Origin of the sequence: Bacillus luti, from assembly GCF_001884105.1 — a bacterium.
In the GTDB taxonomy this organism is placed as follows: Bacteria; Bacillota; Bacilli; order Bacillales; family Bacillaceae_G; genus Bacillus_A; species Bacillus_A luti.
Map to the genome: position 1 here is coordinate 205,201 of NZ_MACI01000093.1, position 15,235 is coordinate 220,435.

General features: G+C 36.6%; 16 protein-coding genes. 12 read left to right on the forward strand and 4 right to left on the reverse strand.

Annotated features, from left to right (window positions below):
* Positions 1-118: 118 nt before the first annotated feature.
* Entirely contained in the window at positions 119-1,237 is a 1,119-nt protein-coding gene (locus BAQ48_RS23840) for a tripeptidase T (RefSeq protein ID WP_000609822.1), read from the forward strand.
* Between the two features lie 43 nt (positions 1,238-1,280).
* Here the strand turns inward: BAQ48_RS23840 and BAQ48_RS23845 are convergent, their stop codons facing one another.
* Entirely contained in the window at positions 1,281-1,481 is a 201-nt protein-coding gene (locus tag BAQ48_RS23845) for a hypothetical protein (RefSeq protein ID WP_071713059.1), read from the reverse strand.
* A 145-nt stretch (positions 1,482-1,626) separates the two neighbouring features.
* Here BAQ48_RS23845 and BAQ48_RS23850 point away from each other — a divergent pair, with 145 nt between their 5' ends.
* A complete protein-coding gene (locus BAQ48_RS23850; protein WP_071713060.1) occupies positions 1,627-2,865 on the forward strand; it encodes a DNA polymerase IV in 1,239 nt (412 codons plus the stop codon).
* A gap of 169 nt (positions 2,866-3,034) precedes the next feature.
* On the opposite strand, the gene BAQ48_RS23855 is transcribed toward BAQ48_RS23850, so the two are convergent.
* Positions 3,035-3,286 carry a DUF3932 family protein gene (locus BAQ48_RS23855; RefSeq protein WP_000665710.1) on the reverse strand — a complete coding sequence of 84 codons (252 nt, stop codon included), beginning with the start codon at positions 3,284-3,286 and terminating at the stop codon, positions 3,035-3,037.
* Between the two features lie 189 nt (positions 3,287-3,475).
* Here BAQ48_RS23855 and rnz point away from each other — a divergent pair, with 189 nt between their 5' ends.
* From rnz to sdaAA, 3 genes are all read left to right on the forward strand, one after another.
* Positions 3,476-4,399, forward strand: coding sequence for a ribonuclease Z (gene rnz, locus BAQ48_RS23860; protein ID WP_000397434.1), 924 nt, complete (start codon positions 3,476-3,478; stop codon positions 4,397-4,399).
* A 638-nt stretch (positions 4,400-5,037) separates the two neighbouring features.
* Positions 5,038-5,697 (forward strand): L-serine ammonia-lyase, iron-sulfur-dependent subunit beta, encoded by a 660-nt coding sequence (gene sdaAB / locus BAQ48_RS23870; protein ID WP_071713061.1) that lies wholly within the window; start codon positions 5,038-5,040, stop codon positions 5,695-5,697.
* 18 nt (positions 5,698-5,715) lie between these two features.
* Positions 5,716-6,594 carry an L-serine ammonia-lyase, iron-sulfur-dependent, subunit alpha gene (gene sdaAA, locus BAQ48_RS23875; RefSeq protein ID WP_000489466.1) on the forward strand — a complete coding sequence of 293 codons (879 nt, stop codon included), beginning with the start codon at positions 5,716-5,718 and terminating at the stop codon, positions 6,592-6,594.
* A gap of 48 nt (positions 6,595-6,642) precedes the next feature.
* Here sdaAA and proI read toward each other — a convergent pair whose 3' ends face one another.
* Positions 6,643-7,482, reverse strand: coding sequence for a pyrroline-5-carboxylate reductase ProI (gene proI / locus BAQ48_RS23880; protein ID WP_071713062.1), 840 nt, complete (start codon positions 7,480-7,482; stop codon positions 6,643-6,645).
* Positions 7,483-7,647: 165 nt separating this feature from the next.
* Here proI and BAQ48_RS23885 point away from each other — a divergent pair, with 165 nt between their 5' ends.
* Positions 7,648-8,601 carry an MBL fold metallo-hydrolase gene (locus tag BAQ48_RS23885; RefSeq protein WP_071713063.1) on the forward strand — a complete coding sequence of 318 codons (954 nt, stop codon included), beginning with the start codon at positions 7,648-7,650 and terminating at the stop codon, positions 8,599-8,601.
* 9 nt (positions 8,602-8,610) lie between these two features.
* Positions 8,611-9,405, forward strand: coding sequence for an SDR family oxidoreductase (locus tag BAQ48_RS23890; RefSeq protein ID WP_071713064.1), 795 nt, complete (start codon positions 8,611-8,613; stop codon positions 9,403-9,405).
* A gap of 30 nt (positions 9,406-9,435) precedes the next feature.
* On the opposite strand, the gene BAQ48_RS23895 is transcribed toward BAQ48_RS23890, so the two are convergent.
* Positions 9,436-9,621 (reverse strand): YqzH family protein, encoded by a 186-nt coding sequence (locus BAQ48_RS23895; protein WP_071713065.1) that lies wholly within the window; start codon positions 9,619-9,621, stop codon positions 9,436-9,438.
* A 223-nt stretch (positions 9,622-9,844) separates the two neighbouring features.
* Between BAQ48_RS23895 and argC the strand changes: the two genes are divergently transcribed.
* The 5 genes from argC to argF are packed head-to-tail and all read left to right on the forward strand — an operon-like array spanning position 9,845 to position 15,015.
* Complete coding sequence (gene argC / locus BAQ48_RS23900; RefSeq protein WP_071713066.1) at positions 9,845-10,882, forward strand: N-acetyl-gamma-glutamyl-phosphate reductase; 1,038 nt, start codon at positions 9,845-9,847, stop codon at positions 10,880-10,882.
* Between the two features lie 10 nt (positions 10,883-10,892).
* A complete protein-coding gene (gene argJ, locus BAQ48_RS23905) occupies positions 10,893-12,116 on the forward strand; it encodes a bifunctional glutamate N-acetyltransferase/amino-acid acetyltransferase ArgJ (protein WP_071713067.1) in 1,224 nt (407 codons plus the stop codon).
* Between the two features lie 11 nt (positions 12,117-12,127).
* Complete coding sequence (gene argB, locus BAQ48_RS23910; RefSeq protein ID WP_071713068.1) at positions 12,128-12,895, forward strand: acetylglutamate kinase; 768 nt, start codon at positions 12,128-12,130, stop codon at positions 12,893-12,895.
* The gene (locus BAQ48_RS23915; protein ID WP_071713069.1) at positions 12,892-14,052 is read left to right on the forward strand and encodes an acetylornithine transaminase; all 1,161 of its coding nucleotides are present in this window, start codon (positions 12,892-12,894) and stop codon (positions 14,050-14,052) included. The genes argB and BAQ48_RS23915 overlap by 4 nt, the downstream gene beginning before the upstream one ends.
* A 12-nt stretch (positions 14,053-14,064) precedes the next feature.
* Entirely contained in the window at positions 14,065-15,015 is a 951-nt protein-coding gene (gene argF, locus BAQ48_RS23920; RefSeq protein ID WP_071713070.1) for an ornithine carbamoyltransferase, read from the forward strand.
* Positions 15,016-15,235: the final 220 nt, after the last annotated feature.

The window sequence follows — 15,235 nt, forward strand, 5'->3', positions numbered from 1 at the left end:
GATGGGTATCTAGACATATAAACCATCTGTTTTTTGTCTTGTATTTCGAAACTTTTGCGAAATTCTGTTATAATTAATATTGTTACATACATAATGGTAGTGCAGGAGGCGCAGTCTTATGATTAATCAAGAACGTTTAGTAAATGAATTTATGGAATTAGTACAAGTAGATTCTGAAACGAAATTTGAAGCAGAAATCTGCAAAGTATTAACAAAGAAATTTACAGATTTAGGTGTAGAAGTATTTGAAGATGACACAATGTCTGTAACTGGTCATGGTGCAGGTAACTTAATCTGTACTTTACCAGCAACAAAAGATGGTGTTGATACAATTTACTTTACTTCTCATATGGATACAGTAGTTCCTGGTAATGGAATTAAGCCTTCTATTAAAGATGGATATATCGTATCAGATGGTACTACAATTTTAGGTGCGGATGATAAAGCAGGATTAGCATCAATGTTCGAAGCAATTCGTGTTTTAAAAGAGAAAAACATCCCTCATGGCAAAATTGAATTTATTATTACAGTTGGAGAAGAATCAGGTCTTGTTGGTGCAAAAGCGTTAGACCGTGAGCGTATTACAGCGAAATATGGTTACGCATTAGATAGCGATGGAAAAGTTGGTGAAATCGTTGTTGCAGCTCCAACACAAGCGAAAGTGAACGCAATTATTCGTGGGAAAACAGCTCACGCTGGTGTAGCTCCAGAAAAAGGTGTATCTGCAATTACTATCGCTGCGAAAGCAATTGCAAAAATGCCACTTGGTCGTATTGATTCTGAAACAACTGCAAATATTGGCCGTTTTGAAGGTGGTACACAAACGAATATCGTTTGCGATCACGTACAAATCTTTGCAGAAGCTCGTTCTTTAATTAATGAGAAAATGGAAGTACAAGTTGCGAAAATGAAAGAAGCATTTGAAACGACTGCAAAAGAAATGGGCGGTCAAGCAGACGTTGAAGTAAACGTTATGTACCCAGGTTTTAAATTTGCTGATGGGGACCACGTTGTAGAAGTTGCAAAACGTGCAGCTGCAAATATTGGTCGTACACCTTCTCTACACCAAAGTGGCGGCGGAAGTGATGCAAACGTAATTGCTGGACACGGTATCCCAACAGTTAACTTAGCAGTTGGTTACGAAGAAATTCATACAACAAATGAGAAGATTCCTGTTGAAGAATTAGCAAAAACGGCAGAATTAGTTGTTGCAATTATTGAAGAAGTAGCAAAATAATGTATAGAGAAAGCGTGTAAATCAATTGTGATTTACACGCTTTTTATTTTGATTCAATTGCTTTGACAAGACGTATAAGCCAATATAAGAAAATCCATGGCAATATATAAGTTGTTACTATATGAACTAGGCGAGGGAAGAATCCCGCTATGTTAATATCAAAAATAGGAAGTAGTAAATAATTGATTACGATGATTAGTATAATTACGAGAAACGTATAATTGAGTTTATTAGTTGATTTCATAATAATCACTCTCCTTTACAATTAAAACCATTTTATATAAATTATAACAAAATATATAATGGAAAAGAACAAGTAATTATTATTACTATTGTATAAAATTTGATATAATAAAAAGAACGAACGTTCTGATTAGGGAGTGAGTAGTATGCGAGAAATGTATCCGAAAAATGGTCGTGTAATTTTGCATGTAGATATGAATTGTTTTTTCGCATCTGTTGAAATTGCTCACGACCCATCATTACAAGGGAAACCACTAGCGGTTGCTGGAAATGAGAAAGAGAGAAAAGGAATCATCATAACATGTAGTTATGAAGCGAGAGAATATGGAATACGTACGACGATGCCTCTTTGGGAAGCGAAAAGATTATGCCCGAAATTAGTTGTAAGACGTCCTAATTTCACATTATATCGCGAAGCTTCATTTCAAATGTTTCAAATACTTTCCCGTTTTACAGAAAAAATACAACCAGTCTCTATAGATGAAGGGTATTTAGATATTACAGATTGCTACGCACTTGGTTCACCTCTTGAAATAGCAAAGATGATTCAACAAGCACTATTAACAGAGTTGCAGCTCCCTTGTAGTATCGGAATTGCTCCAAACCTGTTTTTAGCAAAAACAGCTTCTGATATGAAAAAACCTCTAGGTATTACCGTACTTCGAAAACGTAATATTCCAGAAATGATTTGGCCACTTCCCGTGGAAGCGATGCATGGGATTGGCGAAAAAACAGCTGAAAAATTAAATGAAATTCATATACATACAATTGAACAGTTGGCAAAGGGAGATGAGCATATCATTCGTGCTAAAATCGGCAAGCATGGTGTTGATTTACAAAAGCGTGCGAAAGGTACGGATGATAGAGAAGTTGATCCCAGTCAAATGGGACAGCATAAAAGTGTCGGCAATTCGATGACTTTTTCAAAGGATATGGATGAAGAGAAAGAGTTACTTGATATGTTAGAACGGTTATCAAAATCAGTAAGTAAAAGATTACAAAAGCGAACTCTTGTCAGCTATAATATTCAAATTATGATTAAATACCATGATAGGCGGACAGTAACACGGAGTAAGCAATTGAAAAATGCAATTTGGGAAGAACGAGATATTTTTCAGGCAGCATCTCGTTTATGGAAGCAACATTGGGATGGAGATTCCGTTCGTTTACTAGGTGTTACAGCTACTGAAATAGAGTGGAAGACAGAATCAGTGAAACAATTAGATCTGTTTTCATTTGAAGAAGATGCGAAAGAAGAGCCGCTACTTGCTGTCATCGATCAAATTAATGATAAATATGGAATGCCTCTTTTACAACGAGGTAGCCAATTATTACGTAAGCAGGAAAAGTCTTTTCAGCAAAAATTAGAAAATAAGTTTATGTAGAAGGTATTATGAATATAAAACCTTCTTTTTTTAGATAGAACAGAGAATCCGACCATGCGTGGGGTGGTCAGATTCTTTTTTAGCCTCATGCCAAGTTAAAACAAAAAGATTGAAAGAGTGTGGATATAAATAAAAAGCACTGTATGTAACCAGTGCTTTTTACTATAAATTACGAGATTGTAGCATTTTCAAAAATAACAATCTCTGAACGATTTGTTGTTGAAACGCGTTGTGCGTAATATGTTAAAGCTGAAGAAATATAAGCTGGCAACGTCTCATTTGTATGTGATGTTGTATATTCATGGATTAATTCTTTTAAAGTCGTCCATTCTAATTGTGCTGGGTGATCAGACACGAAAGAACTTACCCAGCGATCAAATGATGATGAAAAATCAGTTTGTAAACGAAATACTTCTTTCATAATAAAACGCTCCCTTAAAATGTAGTATATTTATTTTAGCACAAAACACGAACGATTACTAAGTTTTTTGATTATAACGTTCGTGTTATATAGTTGTCTAGATGATAGGTTATGTAAATTCAATTTGCCATTTGAAATAACATTCCGTAAGATGAGAGATAGATTATATAAAGAGCTGGAGGAAAGAAAGTGGAATTTGTATTTTTAGGAACTGGTGCAGGTGTTCCTTCAAAAGGAAGGAATGTTTCAGCAATTGCTTTGCAGTTGTTAGAAGAACGAGGACAGACTTGGTTATTTGACTGTGGCGAGGCGACGCAACATCAAATATTACATACATCTATACGTCCACGCCGCATTGAAAAAATATTTATTACCCATTTACATGGTGATCATATTTTTGGATTGCCTGGTTTATTAGGGAGTCGTTCGTTTCAAGGAGGGACTACACCGTTAACGGTATATGGACCAAAAGGAATTAAACAATTTATTGAAGTAGCATTATCGGTAAGTACAACACATGTCAAATACCCACTTGAAGTTGTTGAGATAGAGGAAGAAGGTACCGTGTTTGAAGATAATGAGTTCTATGTAGAAACGAAAAGATTGTCGCATGGCATTGAATGTTTCGGATACCGTATTGTAGAGAAAGATATACAGGGAGCACTTTTAGTCGATAAGCTCTTAGAATTGGGTGTGAAACCAGGTCCAATTTTTAAACGTTTAAAAGATGGAGAAGTAGTTGAATTAGAGAATGGGACAATGCTAAATGGAAAAGATTTTATCGGCCCGCCTCAAAAAGGGAAAATTATTACCATTTTAGGTGATACACGATATTGCGAAGCAAGTAGAGAGCTAGCACAAGACGCCGATGTACTTGTTCATGAGGCAACTTTCGCAGCAGAAGATGAACAACAAGCGCATGATTATTTTCATTCTACATCTAAGCAGGCTGCAAGTATTGCACTTCAAGCAAATGCGAAACGATTAATATTGACTCATATTAGCTCTCGTTATCAAGGCGATACATATAAGAAATTATTGGAAGAAGCAAGGGAAGTATTTTCTAATACGGAAATAGCAACGGATTTAAAATCATTCCCAGTAGAAAGATAATAATTTCAATAAAAAAATGGTGACTTATGTTTACCATTTTTTTATTTTCAAAAAAATTAGTAAGCAACTGTTATCATTTTATAGTTATACTCGTATAATACAGAAGTTTATAATGCTTTGAATATATAGGGTGAAAATACGAAATACCGATTGTTTAGAAAAACTGTTACATAAGAAGATGTATGTACAAGTAATACAAATGAGAAAATAAGAATTTTATTCAGAAACTTTAAAATTCAATAAAAGTAAGCGTTTTACAAAAAACAAGCTATAATGAGGGCACATTATAATTTATTTGAAATACCATTTTTTAAAAGAGGTTGGACAATTAGTCGGTAGCCTAGAAGGCATAGTTGTATTTAGTGAGAGGTGTATCTCCTGTTTATGCTATGATTGTAGAGGCTTCTGTGTTAAACTTTGGATTGCTACCAGGCTTAATTGCTGGTTATCTTATATCATTTTAAATGAAAGTAATGCTATGGTATCAGGTATTATTTTAGGATATATTGGTTCACCTTTATTCAAAAACTATCCAATTCGTATAGCGGAGCAAATTCGTGGTGCGGCTGGAAAAGCAATAGATGCGGTAGCTTAATAGAATGGTAAAAAATTTTCATAGAGGTTTAGGGGGAATTCTGATGAAGTATCGCTCGGTATTTGATATTATTGGTCCGGTTATGATTGGTCCATCAAGTTCACATACAGCAGGGGCAGCAAGAATGGGGCAAGTTGCTCGCCAACTGTTTCGTCATGAACCAGAGAGGGTTAGTATTTCATTATACGGATCATTTGCAAAAACGTATCGTGGGCACGGTACGGATGTGGCGTTAATTGGTGGAATACTTGGATTTGAAACAGATGATTTACGTATTCCAGATGCATTAGACATTGCAAAAGAGCTCGAAATTGAAGTGGAATTTATTGAGGAAGATGCAAATGCACCTCACCCAAATACAGCGAGAATTCGTTTGTATAAAGGAGAGGAAGAAATTGAAGTTGTTGCATGTTCTATTGGTGGTGGTAAAATCGAAGTGGTAGAGTTAAATGGCTTTGATCTACAATTATCAGGAACGAGCCCAGCACTTCTTATTGTAAATAACGATCGCTTTGGTGCTATTGCAGCAGTAGCTTCAATCCTTGCAAAACGTGAGATTAACATTAGTACAATGAGTGTTTCTCGTAAAGAAAAAGGAAGAAGAGCACTTATGGTCATCGAAACAGATGAACTGTTAGCAGATGAAGTGATTGAAGAAATAAAAGCGCAACAAAATATTTGTCAAGTAACTATTATGGATTAATTGCAGGGGGGACACACCATGTTTCGGAACGCAGCGGAACTAGTGGCGCAAGCTAAAGAACAAAATGTGAAAATCGCAGAAATTATGATTCAATGTGAAATGGAAACTAGAAGTATTTCACGTGAAGAAGTAATTGCGGGTATGGAAAAAAACTTAGTCGTGATGGAACAAGCGGTAGAACGAGGTATTCGCGGCGTAAAATCACCAACTGGTTTAACTGGCGGAGATGCTGTAAAAGTTCAAACGTATATGAACAGTGGAAAAGGCTTATCTGGAGATACGATTTTAGATGCAGTGAGTAAAGCTGTTGCAACAAATGAAGTAAACGCAGCGATGGGAATCATTTGTGCAACACCAACAGCAGGGTCTGCTGGAACAGTACCAGGTGTACTATTTGCACTAAGAGAAAAATTGCAGCCTACACGTGAAGAAATGATTGAATTCTTATTTACAGCAGGAGCTTTCGGGATGGTTGTTGCGAATAATGCTTGTATTTCTGGTGCGGCAGGAGGATGCCAAGCTGAAGTTGGTTCGGCAAGTGGAATGGCGGCTGCAGCAGCAGTTGAGATGGCTGGTGGAACACAAGATCAAGCAGCTACAGCGATGGCAATTTCATTAAAGAATATGCTTGGTTTAGTATGCGATCCTGTTGCAGGACTTGTAGAAGTACCTTGTGTAAAACGTAATGCAGCAGGAGCTGCGAATGCGATGATTTCAGCTGATTTAGCATTGGCTGGTGTAACTAGTACAATTCCATGTGATGAAGTAATTGAGGCAATGTTTAGAATCGGACAAACGATGCCAGTAGCACTTCGTGAAACAGCTGAAGGTGGGCTTGCAGCAACACCGACTGGTCGTCGTCTGCAAGAAGAAATTTTTGGTAAGGTTAATAACTAAGCGTAAAAATAAAAAAACGGAGCTCAAGTAAATTTGAGCTCCGTTTTTTTATTTTTCTTTCGTAATTTCTTCTAATGTTTTTCCGAGATCATGTGAGCGTTTCGTTGCCTTCGTAATACATGAAATTAAAGTCTGTTGAAAGTTATGTTCTTGTAACACTTCAATGCCTGCTTCGGTAGTTCCGCCAGGAGAAGTAATTTCCTTTCGCAAAATAGAAGGGTGTTTTTCACTTGCTTTTAGCATTTCAGCAGCACCAATCATCGTCTGAAGAATAAGTGATTTTGCAACATCTTCTTTTAAACCAATTTTTTTGGCGGCTTCCTCCATCGCTTCTACTACATAATAAATATAAGCTGGTCCACTTCCAGATAATGCAGTGACGGCATGCATATCATCTTCCTTTACAACAGAGACGAGACCGATCGTTTCAAATAAAGCTATGGCAGTCTGAATATGCCCCGTTGTTGCATGTTTTGAAGGCGAGATAGCGGTAGCTGATTTTAAAATAGCCGCAGATGTATTTGGCATTGCACGAATAATCGGAACGTCTTTTTGAAGTAGATCTCTAATTGATTGAGTAGAAACACCTGCTAATAACGAGATAATAAGCAGATTAGGATTCGTATATTCTTTAAGCGGGATAATGGCTTCGGCAACATCTTTTGGTTTCATTGCTAGAAAAAGAATATTTGCATCAGCAAGGAGTTCTTTTTTGTTATGCGTACCTTTAATACCGTATTTTCTATGTAGCTCCTGTAACCTTGTTTCGTTAGAACGATTACTTACGGTAATTTGTTCTCCTTTAACAACGTTTGCTTGTAATAAGCCACCAATAATTGCTTCGGCAATGGAGCCTGCACCGAGAAAGGAAATATTTTGAATAGACATGATGTTCCTCCTTAAAATTTATATAGAAATTCTTATAAATGTACATACATTCGTTTTTTTATAGAAAACACCTCTTTTTATCTGAAAATAATGACAAATCAATAGGGAAGTTGTAAACTGAAGAGGTATTCATTTTTGAACCGGAAAGAGACAGGGGGGCTAGGCATGACGGCGATTCACCGAATGGAGATTCCTGTGCCATTTGCAGTTGAAACTGTAAATGTGTTTTTAGTTGAGGGGGAGACATTAACATTAATTGATACAGGGACGAATACAGAAGAGGCAAGAAGTGCGTTAGACAGTCAGTTAGGTGCATTAGGATATACGATAGAAGATATTGAAACAGTAGTGATTACGCATCATCATGCGGATCATTGTGGGCTTTTAAATATATTCTCTGAGAAAACGAAAATTATTGGACATCCTTGGAACGAGCCTTGGATCACGCAAAATCCAGAGTTTTTAAAGTGGTATCATGAGTTTTTTAGAGAGACAGCTTTGCAATTTGGTGTTCCAGCAGCATTTTTGAAAGACGAGGCGTTATTGACGACAAGGACATTGAAATATTCTTGTAATAGATCGTTAACGCATACTGTGAGAGAGGGAGATCGTATTGATTCTTTACCTGGGTTTACAGTAATTGAAACACCAGGTCATGCTTCCACTCATATTTCATTATATAGAGAATCTGATGGAATATTAATTGGCGGGGATGCTCTCATTAGTCATATTTCTTCAAATCCAATATTAGAACCACCATATGAAGGGCAAACAGAAAGGGCACGTCCGTTATTACAATATAATCAAACATTACAGCGGTTAAGCGAAATGAATATTTCACGTATTTTATCAGGGCATGGTGAAGATGTTCTCAATGTGAAACAACTTATTGAAACGAGATTACAAAAGCAAGAAACACGTGCATTTAAAGTGCTTGAGTTATTAAAGGAAAAACCAATGACAGCATTTGAAGTATGTGTAAAACTATTTCCGGTATTATATAAGGAACAATTGCCACTTACTATTTCAGAAACGGTTGGACAATTAGACTTTTTAGCATATAATCAACAAGTGATGATTGATGAGTCTTCGCAACAATTGATTTATTATGCAAAGTAGGTGACAGCAATGACGGGACGTTTACAAAATAAAGTAATCGTCATTACAGGTGCTTCTAGTGGAATTGGAGAGCAAGTTGCAATGCAAGTTGCAGAGCAAGGGGCAACTCCAGTATTAATGGCGCGAACAGAAGAGAAGCTACAAGCGTTAGCAGAACAAATTAGAGCAAATTATAATACGCCTTGCTATTATTATGTATTAGATGTAAGTGAAGAGACAAAGGTACAATCTGTCTTTTCAAAGGTATTACAAGAAGTGGGACGTATTGATATATTAGTAAACAATGCGGGATTTGGTATTTTTAAAACGTTTGAAGAAGCGTCAATGGATGAGGTAAAGGATATGTTCCAAGTAAATGTATTCGGTTTAGTGGCTTGTACGAAATCAGTTTTACCGTATATGGTAAAAAGGAATGAAGGACAAATTATTAATATCGCTTCGCTTGCTGGAAAAATTGCAACTCCAAAGTCGAGTGCTTATGCAGCGACGAAACATGCCGTATTAGGATTTACGAATAGTTTACGCATGGAATTATCGAATACAGATATTTATGTGACAGCAATTAACCCAGGTCCGATAGATACGAACTTTTTTGAAATAGCTGATCAATCAGGTACATATGTGAAAAATATGGGACGTTACATGTTAAAACCAACATATGTAGCAGAACAAATCGTAAAATCGATGCATACGAAAAAACGTGAAGTAAACTTACCGAAGTGGATGGGAATTGGTCCGAAACTTTATGCATTATTCCCAGGTTTATTTGAACGCGTAGCAGGTAAATCATTAAGTAAAAAATAGGAGGTTTCCATCTGGAAACCTCCTATTTTTTTATTTTCCAGTCACATAATCGTAAACGATATCCTCAACTGCTTCGTATACATCAATTTTAGTATTTGAATGAATTATCGTTTGAATATGTTTAATAAGCATTTCCTGATCTTCTTTTGACACAGTATTGCATTGATATTGTTGAAAACTTTTTATAATCATTTTCCCAAGTAATTTTTCATTCATGTTTTTCCCCGCCTGTATGTATACATGTATTATTTTATTGTACTTGAAGTGAAATGAAAATACTATCATAATCATTTTTGTATAAAAATTCGAATTTATATATTGTTTTTCTAGTAAAATTAAGATTTTAAAGTTTTTAAAATTTATAAATATTTAATTGACTCTATAAATATACAATATTATAATCATACTTAATTTAAAGAATTGATTTGAGGAGGAGCATATGAAAGTCGCGATTATTGGAGCAACTGGGTATGGAGGTATTGAGTTAATTCGGTTATTAGAGCAACATCCATATTTTTCGATAGCATCTCTCCATTCTTTTTCGCAAGTTGGCGAGTGTATAACAAATGTATATCCGCATTTTCAAAATGTTCTTGTTCATACGTTACAAGAAATTGATGCGGAGGAAATAGGGAAGGGAGCGGAAATTGTATTTTTAGCAACCCCAGCAGGAGTATCAGCAGAGTTAACTCCAAAATTATTAGCAGTAGGTTTAAAGGTAATTGACCTATCTGGAGACTTTCGTATGAAAGATCCTTTGATATATGAACAGTGGTATAAAAGGGCAGCTGCAAAAGAAGAAGTTCTTAGGGAAGCTGTATATGGGTTAAGTGAATGGAAAAGGTCCGAAATTCAAAATGCAAATTTAATTGCAAACCCAGGATGTTTTGCTACAGCTGCATTATTAGCGATATTGCCGTTAATGCGTAGCGGCATGATTGAAGAAGATTCCCTTATTATTGATGCGAAATCAGGAGTATCTGGAGCAGGCAAAACGCCAACAACGATGACTCACTTTCCTGAGTTATACGATAACCTGCGTATTTATAAAGTAAATGAGCATCAACACGTTCCTGAGATTGAGCAAATGCTTGCAGAATGGAATAGGGAAACGAAACCAATCACGTTTAGTACACATTTAATACCGATATCACGGGGGATTATGGTTACACTTTATGCGAAAGTAAAACGAGAAATGGAAATAGAACAACTTCAAAATTTATATGAAGAAACGTATGAACAATCGGCTTTTATTCGAATTCGCAAGCATGGAGAATTTCCAAGCCCAAAAGAAGTGAGGGGCTCAAATTATTGTGATATGGGGATAGCTTACGATGAAAGAACTGGAAGCGTGACAGTCGTTTCTGTTATAGACAATATGATGAAAGGTGCAGCTGGGCAAGCGATTCAAAATGCAAATATAGTAGCGGGACTAGAAGAGACAACAGGTTTACAACATATGCCGCTTTATCTATAAGGGGGACATGATGATTAAAGTAGAGTCTATTACAAAATTAGAAAACGGTTCAATTGTAACGCCGAAAGGCTTTTCGGCAATCGGTACTGCAAGTGGATTGAAAAAGGAGAAAAAGGATTTAGGCGCAATCGTTTGTGATGTACCAGCGGCAAGTGCAGCTGTTTATACGACAAATCAAATACAAGCAGCTCCCCTGCAAGTAACGAAAGAGAGTATAGAGGCTGAGGGGAAATTACAAGCTATTCTCGTCAATAGTGGAAATGCAAATGCTTGTACAGGAATGAAAGGATTACAAGATGCATACGAGATGCGTGCATTAGGGGCGGAACATTTTGGGTTGAAAGAAAATTACGTTGCAGTAGCTTCAACGGGTGTAATTGGTGTTCCTTTACCGATGGATATAATTCGAAAGGGAATTGCAACTCTTATCCCGGCGAAGGAAGAAAGTGAAGCTCATTCTTTTTCTGAAGCAATCTTAACGACGGATCTTATAACGAAAGAAACTTGCTATGAGATGATTATTGATGGGAAGAAAGTGACGATTGCTGGTGTTGCTAAAGGTTCAGGGATGATTCATCCGAATATGGCAACGATGCTAAGTTTTATTACGACAGACGCTTATATAGAGCATGACGTATTGCAAACAGCATTATCACAAATAACGAATCATACATTTAATCAAATTACGGTGGATGGAGATACTTCTACAAATGATATGGTCATCGTTATGGCAAGTGGATTATCAGACACGAAGCCAATCAATATGGAACATACAGATTGGGAAACTTTCGTATTTGCTTTACAGAAGGTATGTGAAGATTTAGCAAAAAAAATTGCGCAAGATGGAGAAGGGGCTACGAAGTTAATTGAGGTGAATGTGCAAGGTACGAAAACGAGTGAAGAGGCAAAGAGAATTGCAAAGCAAATAGTCGGTTCGAGTCTTGTGAAAACAGCAATACATGGTGAAGACCCAAACTGGGGGCGGATTATTAGTAGTATGGGACAAAGTGAAGTAGTTATTAATCCGAATACAATTGATATTGCTCTTCAATCTATATCGGTTTTAAACAATAGTGAGCCTCAATTATTTTCTGAGGAGGAAATGAAAAAGAGATTACAAGAAAATGAAATAGTCATTGATGTGTATTTACATTTAGGAGACGAAAAGGGATCAGCTTGGGGCTGTGATTTAAGTTATGACTATGTGAAAATAAACGCTTGTTATCGTACGTAAGGAGAGAGAAGATGAGTGATTATATTGTAGTGAAATGCGGCGGTAGCATGTTGGATGGATTAAATGATGTGTTTTTTGATTGTATAAAGAAATTGCAACAAAAGTATAAGGTAGTGATTGTTCATGGTGGCGGCCCAGAAATTGATGCTAAATTAAAAGATTGCAACATCAAAGTAGAAAAAAGAAATGGTTTACGAGTGACACCAAAAGAAGTTATGGATATTGTTCAAATGGTGCTATGCGGAAGTACAAATAAAAAGTTTGTAATGAATTTACAAAGGCATAATTTACTTGCGGTAGGGCTTTCAGGGTGTGATGGTAATTTACTTCAAGTTCAACCTGTTGGCGCAGAGATAGGATATGTAGGAGAGGTAAGTTATGTAGAAACAGCCGTATTAAAAGGATTAATAAATATGAATTATATTCCTGTTATTGCTCCGGTCGGGATACATGGTAATGAAATTTATAATATAAATGCAGATAGCGCTGCAGCTGGGATTGCGGTCGCACTATCTGCAAAAGAACTCATTTTTATTACAGATGTAGATGGGATATTACATGAAGGGAATTTGATAAAGAAAGCGGATGAATCTGAAATTGTTACTTTTATAGAAGAAGGGATCATTACAGGCGGGATGATTCCGAAAGTACAGGCAGCACTTACATCATTAAAAATGGGAGTACAGAAGGTTAGTATCGTAAATGGTACAAAGGATTTTACTAAAGTTACAGGAGAGTGTATTGGAACGACGGTAACGAAAGGCGTGAGTATAGTATGACAAGTCATCTTTTTCAAACGTATGGAAGACGAAATGTTGAGTTTGTAAAAGGAAATGGAACGAAGGTCATTGATAAAAATGGTAAGCAATATTTAGATTTTACATCGGGTATTGGAGTGTGTAATTTAGGACATTGTCATCCTACTGTTGTAAAGGCAGTAAAAAAACAACTTGGAGACATATGGCATATATCTAACTTATTTACGAATTCCTTACAAGAAGAGGTTGCATCGTTATTAACAGAAAATACAGCATTAGACTACGTGTTCTTTTGTAATAGCGGGGCGGAAGCAAATGAAGCGGCTTTGAAGTTAGCACGTAAGCATACTGGAAAATCTCTCGTCGTTACATGTGAGCAATCGTTCCACGGCAGAACATTTGGAACGATGAGTGCAACAGGGCAAGATAAAGTGAAAAAAGGATTTGGTCCATTGCTTCCGTCGTTTTTACATATCCCTTTTAACGATATACAGGCGTTAGAGGAAGTAATGAATGAAGAGGTAGCGGCGGTAATGGTAGAAGTTATACAAGGAGAGGGCGGGGTAATACTTGCTGATCCATCCTTTTTGAAAGAGATTGAAAAACTATGTAATAGGTACAATGCTCTCTTTATTATCGATGAAGTACAGACGGGGATAGGAAGAACAGGAACGTTATTTGCTTATGAGCAGCTGGGAATACAGCCTGATATCGTTACTATTGCAAAGGCATTAGGAAATGGTATTCCTGTTGGAGCGATGATTAGCCAGAAAGAACTGGGTACTTCCTTTGCTGCTGGATCACACGGTTCAACTTTCGGTGGGAATTATATTGCAATGGCTGCGGCGAAAGAAGTATTGCAGTTAAGCAAAGAAGCGGCGTTTTTAAAAGATGTACAGGAAAAAGGCGCGTACGTATTAGCGAAATTGAAAGAAGAATTGTGCAATGCTGAATGTATTAAAAATATTCGTGGTAAGGGCCTTATGATTGGAATCGAATGTAAGCAAGGAGTTGCGAGTTTTATAGAACAATTAGAAAAAGAAGGGCTACTCGTATTACAAGCAGGTCCTAATGTTATAAGACTATTACCACCACTCATTGTAACGAATGAAGAGCTAGAACAGGCAGTATATATGATAAAAAAAGTAGTTTGTACAAAAAAAGTATCAATCATATAAGGGGGAAGTTCCATGTCAACTGTACAAGTACCGAAATTAAATACGAAAGATCTTTTAACACTAGAAGAACTGACGCACGAAGAAATCATTTCAATAATTGAGTTTGCCATATATTTAAAAAAGAATAAGCAGGAGCCTTTATTACAAGGCAAAATATTAGGGCTTATTTTTGATAAGCATTCAACTCGTACTCGCGTTTCTTTTGAAGCAGGAATGGTACAGCTTGGAGGACATGGAATGTTTTTAAGCGGGAAAGAAATGCAAATTGGAAGAGGGGAGACTGTTTCAGACACTGCAAAAGTATTATCACATTATATTGATGGTATTATGATACGTACATTCTCACATGCAGATGTAGAAGAGCTGGCAAAAGAATCAAGCATTCCTGTTATTAACGGATTAACAGATGATCATCACCCTTGTCAGGCGTTGGCGGATTTAATGACAATTTATGAAGAAGTGAATACATTTAAAGGAATTAAATTGGCTTACGTAGGTGATGGGAATAATGTATGTCATTCATTGTTATTAGCGAGCGCAAAAGTCGGAATGAATATGACTGTGGCAACGCCTGTAGGGTACGAACCAAATGAGGGAATTGTAAAAAAAGCATTAGCGATTGCAGATGAAACAGGGGCTAAAATTGAAATTTTGCATAATCCTGAATTAGCGGTACATGAAGCAGATTTCATTTATACAGACGTTTGGATGAGTATGGGGCAAGAGGGAGAAGAAGAGAAATATACGTTATTTCAACCGTATCAAGTTAATAAAGAACTTGTTATGCATGCGAAACAAACGTATCGTTTCTTACACTGTTTACCTGCTCACCGTGAAGAGGAAGTAACAGGAGAAATTATAGATGGACCGCAGTCTATCGTCTTTGAACAAGCCGGTAATCGATTGCATGCGCAAAAAGCGTTATTAGTGAGTTTATTTAAAAATGTAGAGGAGCCTTCCTAAAAGGGAGGTTTTTTTATGTTGAAATGTCGGATGTATATTTAGTTAATTATTTCTATATCATTTATAATAAAAAGAGAAAACTAATTTTATCCCGCTTTAATGGGCAGTAAGACCCCCACCTCAAAATTCAGCGAAAGCAAAGAAGTTGGGTGGGGGATCAACTGCCCATAAAAGTCCGATTGGTTCAACTAATAATCAGTGGGGGATGAAGAAAACCCCC